The organism is Nitrosomonas eutropha (genome assembly GCF_003201195.1).
Classification (GTDB): domain Bacteria; phylum Pseudomonadota; class Gammaproteobacteria; order Burkholderiales; family Nitrosomonadaceae; genus Nitrosomonas; species Nitrosomonas eutropha.
This window is the reverse complement of sequence record NZ_QICQ01000049.1, coordinates 1-8,651: the sequence shown is the minus strand read 5'-3', so window position 1 is coordinate 8,651 and position 8,651 is coordinate 1. Positions and strand designations below refer to the sequence as shown.

The window sequence follows — 8,651 nt, the reverse complement described above, 5'->3', positions numbered from 1 at the left end:
TACCCCAATCCCTCTCAGGTAACCAGCCAAAATCACTTCTATACATCACAGCGCCCCAAGACTACTTTCTCATCAGAGACAAGTCAAGATTTTAAGAAGCCGGTACCGGGGCAAAAATCTGAATACGAACTACTAAGCATTGTTCCGAGTATCCAGGCACAAGATAAAGGCCGCATAATTTATCGCTGGCCCGGAAGCAAGGTAGAATTGCTGTATCTGTTTCTTCGGTTGATGGAATGAATAAATCACGTGTAGTTGTAGGTATGTCTGGCGGAGTGGACTCATCAGTTGCCGCCTTGTTACTCAAGCAGCAAGGCTATGATGTAATAGGCCTTTTCATGAAAAATTGGGAAGATGATGATACCGATGAATATTGCTCTTCCCGCAAGGATTTTCTCGATGCCGCTTCTGTAGCAGATATCCTTGATATACCGCTGGAAGCAGTGAATTTTTCAGCTGAGTATCGGGAGCGGGTTTTTAGCCTGTTTTTAGCAGAATATCAGGCTGGACGCACGCCCAATCCAGATGTGCTTTGCAACAGTGAGATCAAGTTTAAAGCCTTTCTCGATCACGCGCTGGCGTTGGGCGCTGACTGGATTGCAACCGGACACTATGCGCAGGTACATGAAATCAACGGTCAGTTTCAGTTGCTCAAAGGGGAAGATGGCAACAAGGATCAGAGCTATTTTCTTTACCGGCTGAATCAGCAACAATTGTCACGCACAATTTTTCCTATTGGCCACCTCTACAAGCGAGAGGTACGCAAAATTGCACACAAGCACGGACTGCCCAATTCAACCAAAAAAGATAGCACTGGAATTTGTTTCATTGGCGAACGCCCTTTCCGTGAGTTTCTCAACCGATATTTACCAGTCGACCCAGGCGAAATTCATACGCTGGACGGTCAGATCGTTGGAGAGCACCAGGGATTAATGTATTACACCATCGGGCAAAGGCAGGGGCTGGGTATTGGCGGTATTCGCGAAGGTAGCGAGCAACCTTGGTTTGTGTCAGGAAAAGATATGCAAACAAACGTGTTATATGTCGTGCAGGGGCACGATCATCCTGCACTGTTACGTTCTTCACTGACTGCCGCCGATCTCTCCTGGATCAGCGGTGCACCGCCCCATCAAAGCTGGGTTTATGCAGCCAAAATCCGCTATCGGCAGACGGATGCACCTTGCGCAATCATCCGCCTTGAGCATGATTCCTGTCAGATCGGCTTTGCAGCGCCGCAATGGGGAGTCACTCCCGGGCAATCTGTAGTAATTTATGAAAGCAAAGTCTGCCTGGGAGGAGGAATCATTACCGACAGTGTGTAATCAGGTAATGGTTAAATTTTCGATGTTTGTCTCTGTATGTATACGTTTTGCTTCTGCTCCGTTCAGTTTGATTTGCAGTCGCAGTTCATTCACGGAATCAGCATTACGTAATGCATCTTCGTAGGAAATCACACCACTCTCGTAAAGTTCAAATAGCGCCATATCAAAGGTCTGCATCCCCAATTCACTTGATTTTTTCATGATTTCCTTGATTTCATGCACATTTCCCTTGAATATCAGATCGGAAATCAACGGAGAATTGAGCATTATCTCGATTGCCGCAACCCGCCCGCTGCCTGATTTTTTGGGAATTAACCTTTGTGCAACCAATGCCCGCATATTCAGTGATAAATCCATCAGCAACTGCGCACGCCGCTCTTCCGGAAAGAAGTTGATAATGCGATCCAACGCCTGATTAGCACTGTTTGCGTGCAAGGTACCCATGCATAAATGCCCGGTCTCGGCAAAGGCAATGGCATGTTCCATTGTTTCCCGATCCCGGATTTCACCAATCAAAATAACATCAGGCGCCTGCCGTAACGTATTCTTCAGCGCAGCTTCCCAGGATTCCGTATCAACCCCGACTTCCCGCTGAGTAATGACGCAGTTGATATGCTCATGCACAAATTCAACCGGATCTTCAATGGTAATGATGTGTCCATAGCTGCTTTTGTTGCGATAGCCGATCAACGCCGCCATCGAGGTAGATTTTCCCGAACCGGTTCCACCGACAAAAACCACCAGACCGCGTTTGCTCATGACAACCTCTTTCAGAACCGGTGGCAACCCGAGATCATCGAAATCCGGGATCTTTGTGGTAATTGTCCGCAAAACGATGCCCGTCCGCTGTTGCTGGACAAAGGTATTAACACGAAAACGCCCGATCCCCTCAGGATTAATCGCAAAATTGCATTCCTTACTGGTCTCAAACTCTGCCGCCTGCTTATTATTCATGATGACCCGTGCCAGAGCTTCGGTATGTATAGGAGAGAGCGCCTGTTGCGTGACCGGTGTCATTTTTCCATCTATTTTCATCGCCGGAGGATAGCCTGCTGTGATGAACAAGTCTGAAGCCTTCTTGCTTAGCATCAGTCGCAATAAATCATGCATAAATTTAAGTGCCTGTTCTTTTTCCATCATGTTCTACCCTTAACCCCGGAAATTATCTTTGTTCATCGCTTTGGTGCGCGCTTCCGCTATCGAAATAACACCGCGTTTCACCAGATCTGTCAGATTCTGATCAAGTGTCTGCATCCCGACTCCCTGCCCGGTCTGGATGGCTGAATACATCTGTGCCACTTTCCCTTCCCGGATAAGGTTACGGATCGCCGGTGTACCGATCATGATCTCGTGTGCGGCCACTCGCCCTTTGCCATCCTTTGTCTTCAGCAGCGCCTGGGAAATAACTGCACGCAACGATTCAGACAACATCGCACGTACCATTTCCTTTTCTTCAGCAGGAAACACGTCAATAATCCGGTCAATCGTCTTGGCAGCCGAACTGGTATGTAGCGTGCCGAAAACCAGATGACCGGTTTCCGCAGCAGTCATCGCCAAGCGGATAGTCTCCAAATCCCGCATTTCCCCCACCAGAATAATATCTGGATCTTCCCGTAAGGCAGAGCGCAGTGCATTGCTGAAACTGTGCGTATCTCGCCCGACTTCACGCTGGTTAATCAGACATTTTTTGCTTTCATGCACAAATTCGATCGGATCTTCCAGAGTCAGGATATGACCATACTGATTTTCGTTAATATCATTGATCATGGCTGCAAGCGTAGTTGACTTGCCAGATCCGGTTGGCCCCGTAACCAACACCACGCCACGCGGCTGTTGCGCGATCTCGGCAAATATCTTAGGTGCTTTCAGCTCTTCAAGCGTTAGTACTTTGGATGGAATGGTACGCAGCACCGAAGCTGCTCCCCGTTGGGTGTTGAAGGCATTGACTCGGAAACGAGCTAGACCAGAAATAGCAAATGAAAAATCACATTCCAGATGTTCTTCATAAGCTTTACGCTGGCTATCGTTCATGATGTCGTACACCATGTCATGCACATCCTTGTGCTCCAGTGCGGGAAGATTGATACGCCGAATCTCTCCATGCACCCGAATCATGGGTGGCATGCCAGCAGATAAATGCAGATCAGAAGCGCTATTCTTGACCACAAATGAGAGTAGTTCTACTATGTTCATCCGATGTGTTCCTTCTACCTCGTGGAATATTGGTTGGTCAATGACAATCGTTGGATGTCATTTCCGGCCACACCGGGCCGATCCAATCTAGAACGGATCAAACCGCACGGAATTAAATATATTTCGGGAACATCAGCCAAACTTTCCCTGTAATATCCATCGTATTTGTCAACTCATTTAGATCACTATTCGCCATGACTACAATTGCCTCACGCCTGCAGAATGTTAAGAACCGTATTATTGATGCCGCTAAAAATGTGGGGCGCGACCCGGCAACTATTCAGTTACTGGCAGCCAGTAAAACCAATACACCGGATAAGTTGAGAGAAGCCTGGGAAGCGGGACAAACCGTGTTTGGAGAAAATTATCTGCAAGAAGGTCTGGTTAAAATTCGTGCATTAGCCGATTTACCAATCGAATGGCACTTTATCGGCCCAATTCAAAGCAACAAAACCAAACTGATTGCCGAGAATTTTTCCTGGGTACATGGCATTGACCGGGAAAAAATCGCAACTCGTCTTTCAGCAGCAAGACCGGAATCATTACCTCCCCTGCAAGTCTGCGTGCAAGTCAATGTAAGTGGAGAAATTACTAAAAGTGGAGTAGATCCGGAAAAAGCCGCAGAACTGGCAGCCTTTGTCAGTGAGCAGCCGCGACTTCAACTGCGCGGAATCATGGCCGTGCCGGAACTGACTGCTGTCACTGCGCTGCAACGCGAACAATTTCAGATGATGCGAGAAGTTTACGAGCAACTCAAACAGAAAGGCTTTATCCTGGATACGCTATCAATGGGCATGTCAGAAGATCTGGAGAACGCCATTGCGGAAGGGGCCACAATGGTCAGAATAGGCACAGCAATTTTTGGTCAACGACGTTACGCTATCCCTGAGGAGCTCGGTTCGCGCCCGTAGTCAGAAAACGATACTTCTCTATCAGCTGCTCATGATCCTCAACCCGGTTCGGATCAACAATAATGCAGCTGACCGGACAAACTTCCACACACTGCGGCGTATCATAATGTCCGACACATTCCGTACACAAATCCGGGTTAATCTCGTAAATTTCCTCCCCCTGTGAAATTGCCTGGTTAGGACATTCAGGTTCACACACATCGCAATTGATGCATTCATCAGTAATGATCAGTGCCATTTTTATTACTCTCCATTATTCATTTCTATCTTTTTCTGACGTAACCGCTCGATCACAAGAGGATGTACAAATTTGCTTACATCTCCTCCCAAACGGGCAATTTCACGCACAATCGTGGCGGAGATAAACATATATTGTTCAGATGGCGTCAGAAAAATGGTCTCCACGTCCGGATACAAGCCGCGATTCATGCCCGCCAGTTGAAATTCATACTCAAAATCAGATACGGCACGCAGACCGCGAATGATGATATGAGCATCCTGTTGCCGCGCGAATTCCATCAGCAGGCCGGAAAATCCCGTTACTTCAACATTGGAATATCCGGTCAGCACGTTTCTGGCCATTTTCACCCGTTCTTCCAGCGAGAAAAAAGGTGCTTTTCCACTACTGACAGCAACCGCCACAATCACCTTGCCAAATAATCTCGACGCACGATATACCAGATCCTCATGCCCATGGGTAATCGGATCAAACGTACCTGGGTAAATAACTTTATCCATCAAGATTCAGAGTCAAGAGGCAATAATAAACATGGCTTGCTCGCCCTTGCTTGCAGATCAACCAGGTATTATCGGGCAATAACTTGTCACTGCTTTCAGCATAAACCACCCCGTTTTTCCTCAACCTCGCAGGCAGTAATGGCAATACTTCAGTCAGCAACCCGGATTGATACGGAGGGTCTACAAAAATAATATCGTAGTACTCAGAGTTGGATGCAAGAAATGTCCGGGCATCGGTATGCTCAAGTTTCACTTGTGAAGCAGCCAGTTTCTCAATAGCGTTGCGTAGATTGCGCGTCGTCTTTACATTTTGCTCAATCATGGTGACCTGTTTTGCTCCACGCGAAGCTGCTTCAAACCCCAGTGCACCACTACCGGCAAACAGATCCAGGCAAGTTTTTCCGGTCAGATCCTGCCCCAGCCAGTTGAATAATGTTTCTCGTACACGATCTGGCGTCGGTCTCAGTAACAACTTATCATCAGAAAACTGGAGCAATCTGCTGCGCCATTGCCCGCCAATAATACGAATTTTACCCATTAGCAACATGAAAAATCAGGAGTCTACTCTGCACCCACGACTACAGTCACCATCCCTGCTGGATCAATCCGGCGCTGGAACGCCTCTTTAATCTGTGCCACAGTCACTTTTTCCACTGCCTTGACATAATCTTCCAGATAAGTCAGTGGCAAATCATAAAACCCGATCACCCCCAGGTAACCGAGTATTTTCCGGTTACTGTCGATACGCAAGGGAAATCCCCCCACAATATTCTGCCGGGCAGCCTGTAATTCTTTCTTAGTTGGCCCCTGTTCAACAAAGTCACTGAGTGTCTTTCGCGTTAATTGCAAAGCCTGTTCTGCCTGCTCTTTCTTTGTCTGTAAACCGATTTCAAAAGGCCCTTTCTCCCGATACGGTATAAAAGCACTGTAAACACTGTAGGCCAACCCGCGTGTTTCACGAATTGTCTTCATCAAACGAGATACAAACCCACCCCCACCCAGAATGTAATTGCCAACCAGCAAAGGAAAATAATCAGGATCCTTGCGGCTCAACCCAGGATAAGCCAATTGGATATGGCTTTGTGTCGCCGGATGCGCAATTTTTCGGGTTATCGGCTCCGGTTTTTCGACTGCTGGCAAGCTATTATTCGTTTTTCCGCTGGGCAAATTTTCAGTCAGCATCTCTGCAATATGATTCGCTTCATCACGCTTGATATCACCAATGATTGCGACAACTGCATTACCAGCCGTGTAGTGCGTACGGTAAAAATCAACCAGATCCTGACGTTTCAACATGGTAAGCGTATCCGGCTCTCCGGATTCACGCAAACCATAAGGATGCTTGCCATACAACAGCTTCATTAACGTCCGATCTGCAATAACTTCCGGCTTGGTATCCGCTTCCTTGAGTGCAGAAATGATGCGCGTACGTTCCCGTTCCAAGATTTGTTCAGAAAATTCCGGACGCTGGATGATTTGTGCCAGCACATTCAGCGCACGAATGCGCTCCTGCTGATGACTCAACGTTCGCAATGACAAACCCGCTCGATCCAGATCAAATGTTCCACCCAGCTCTGCTCCGACATCCGCCAGTGTTTCAGCAATCTGATCTTCTGATAAACCACCCGCGCCCATACCCATCAACCGTTGTACCAGCCTCGCACGCCCAGATGTCGCAGCGGTATCAGTACTGCTGCCTGCCGGAAACTCAATGCTGAGATCAAGAATCGGCAAATCGTGATTCTCAACAAAATAAACCCGTACCCCGTTTGCTGTCTGCCACTGCTGAATTGGCAAAAAAGCCAGCGCCCACTGCGCATGAGTACCCAGCCAGAATATGACCAAAAACTGTAAAAATCGCATATATCCCTTTCCCGGTAAGTTTAGGGAAACACTGATTTATTCCGTCATCTGGATTGCTTCCTGCCACGGCCTATGGCCTCGCAGCTAAAAACCACACACTCGCAATGACGTTTATCACTTTAACCAGCCTTTCCTTAGCGTTAAATGTAGAAACATTGTACCTGATTAGAAAGATTGTTCAGCTTGCCGTAGCCAACGTATTGGCCGGGGTCCGATAGTGGCTGCGGCGACGAACAGATGTAGAGGGAGCGCCTCAAGATGGAAGCGCCGGTTGAAACGGTAAACAAATGCACCGAGATAACGGGTTCTATATTTGGCGAAATTGAATGCATGATAAGTGCCACCCAGGCTGGTTTTGAGGTTGCCCAAAACCGTATTGATCCAGCTGAATTCTGGTAAATCCTTAGATTTGCGGCTGTCCGCAACGATTGCCCGGTGCTGGCAGCCAGCATCAGCAACCCCGGTAAAACAACTCAATCCATCGGAAGTGACTATACAACCTGGCGCGAGGTCAGCAGTAATCCAGTTAAAAACCGCTTTGCGCGTAAAGCCAGAGCTTTGATGGGTGTGTTTGGGCCACTATGCGCCTTATCATAGAAAAAATCGGGCCCGGCTGAACAATCTTTCTAATCAGGTATTGGTTTGGGCTTTTGTATCCCAAGTATGAATGTAGTCGCTGGCTGTTATAAAACATGGAAATATATGCAATACATCTTGCTGAGCTGCATAGCGGGTCAGGTAATATTGCCAGTGGATTTGCTCCTGTTTAAGGCTGCCGATAAAGCCATATATTTTTAGAAGTTGACGATACTGTTTGCAGGCATATTACGATCCGCGATCCGAATGTACCGTCATCCCTACTTGCAGCTAACGTTGCCAGATAACCATCTGCAATGCATCACACACCAGTCTTGCTTTCATTCTTGTACTCATACTCCAGCCAACCACTTTCCTGGAAAACAAATCGATCACCACACCAGATACAACCAGCCTTCCTGATTCCAAATGTCAGTAATATCGCTCACATAGGCCTGATCCAGTTTAGCAACATCAAACTGTCGATTCAGTTTGTTTTCGAATAGCGGTTGTTTATGATTGCTGTCAGTGGTTACCTTGTACTTTTCCCGGTGCCTCACTTGCACGCCAGCTTCTCGCATCAATCTTCGAGCTTTCCAGCGATCCACCGGATAACCCCGTGCATTGAGCGCTTTTCCGATTCTGCGACAAGTAGTCATGGAAAATTCCTTCACAAGGTATGAAGGCTTTGGCACTTACACAATAGATTTTACAGTCTCTATTTTAATTGATCTGGCTCAATTATTAATTTGTTCAGATGAATCGTCCCGGGTTTTGAGGAGGCTGTTTGGTTAAAGTCAAGCCACCGGAATGGCTTTCCTGGCGAATTGCCTATAGTAGTTTACCTCAGCTTCTGCGGGAGGGATGTAACCGATTGGTTCCAGCAGCCGCTGGTTGTTGAACCAGGCTGCCCATTCCAGGGTTGCCAGCTCCACGGCCTCCCTGGTTTTCCAGGGGCGCGCTTGTGAATCAATTCTGTTTTGTACAGCCCATTGATGGTTTCTGCCAGCGCGTTGTCGTAGCTGTCGCCCTTGCTGCCGACCGAGGG

At 47.6% G+C, this 8,651-nt stretch carries 9 protein-coding genes and 3 pseudogenes; 3 read left to right on the top strand and 9 right to left on the bottom strand.

Annotated elements, in window-relative coordinates:
- The coding region (locus tag C8R14_RS13840; RefSeq protein ID WP_218117898.1) for a hypothetical protein at positions 1-240 on the top strand (240 nt) is incomplete at its 5' end.
- Positions 237-1,322 (top strand): tRNA 2-thiouridine(34) synthase MnmA, encoded by a 1,086-nt coding sequence (gene mnmA / locus C8R14_RS12435; protein WP_011635324.1) that lies wholly within the window; start codon positions 237-239, stop codon positions 1,320-1,322. The genes C8R14_RS13840 and mnmA, both read left to right, overlap by 4 nt.
- Here the strand turns inward: mnmA and C8R14_RS12430 are convergent, their stop codons facing one another.
- Positions 1,323-2,459, bottom strand: coding sequence for a PilT/PilU family type 4a pilus ATPase (locus C8R14_RS12430; RefSeq protein ID WP_011635325.1), 1,137 nt, complete (start codon positions 2,457-2,459; stop codon positions 1,323-1,325).
- A gap of 12 nt (positions 2,460-2,471) precedes the next feature.
- Entirely contained in the window at positions 2,472-3,515 is a 1,044-nt protein-coding gene (locus C8R14_RS12425; RefSeq protein WP_011635326.1) for a type IV pilus twitching motility protein PilT, read from the bottom strand.
- Positions 3,516-3,709: 194 nt separating this feature from the next.
- Between C8R14_RS12425 and C8R14_RS12420 the strand changes: the two genes are divergently transcribed.
- On the top strand, positions 3,710-4,426 hold the full coding sequence (locus C8R14_RS12420; protein ID WP_011635327.1) for a YggS family pyridoxal phosphate-dependent enzyme: 717 nt from the start codon (positions 3,710-3,712) through the stop codon (positions 4,424-4,426).
- Here C8R14_RS12420 and C8R14_RS12415 read toward each other — a convergent pair.
- The 7 genes and pseudogenes from C8R14_RS12415 to C8R14_RS12385 all read right to left on the bottom strand — a co-directional run.
- On the bottom strand, positions 4,395-4,664 hold the full coding sequence (locus C8R14_RS12415; RefSeq protein WP_011635328.1) for a YfhL family 4Fe-4S dicluster ferredoxin: 270 nt from the start codon (positions 4,662-4,664) through the stop codon (positions 4,395-4,397). The two genes, C8R14_RS12420 and C8R14_RS12415, sit on opposite strands and share 32 nt — an antisense overlap.
- 5 nt (positions 4,665-4,669) lie before the next feature.
- The gene (gene coaD, locus C8R14_RS12410) at positions 4,670-5,164 is read right to left on the bottom strand and encodes a pantetheine-phosphate adenylyltransferase (protein ID WP_011635329.1); all 495 of its coding nucleotides are present in this window, start codon (positions 5,162-5,164) and stop codon (positions 4,670-4,672) included.
- Positions 5,157-5,711: a 16S rRNA (guanine(966)-N(2))-methyltransferase RsmD gene (gene rsmD, locus C8R14_RS12405; protein WP_011635330.1), complete on the bottom strand. Its 555-nt coding sequence runs from the start codon at positions 5,709-5,711 to the stop codon at positions 5,157-5,159. Before rsmD ends, coaD begins: the two co-directional genes overlap by 8 nt.
- Positions 5,712-5,725: 14 nt before the next feature.
- Entirely contained in the window at positions 5,726-7,027 is a 1,302-nt protein-coding gene (locus C8R14_RS12400) for a M16 family metallopeptidase (protein WP_011635331.1), read from the bottom strand.
- A 165-nt stretch (positions 7,028-7,192) separates the two neighbouring features.
- Positions 7,193-7,582: pseudogene (locus C8R14_RS12395) on the bottom strand (transposase); the annotation flags it as partial.
- Positions 7,554-8,250, bottom strand: a pseudogene (locus C8R14_RS12390) (IS3 family transposase); the annotation flags it as partial. The pseudogenes C8R14_RS12390 and C8R14_RS12395, both read right to left, overlap by 29 nt.
- A 150-nt stretch (positions 8,251-8,400) precedes the next feature.
- Positions 8,401-8,651 (bottom strand): annotated as a pseudogene (locus C8R14_RS12385) (integrase core domain-containing protein); the annotation flags it as partial.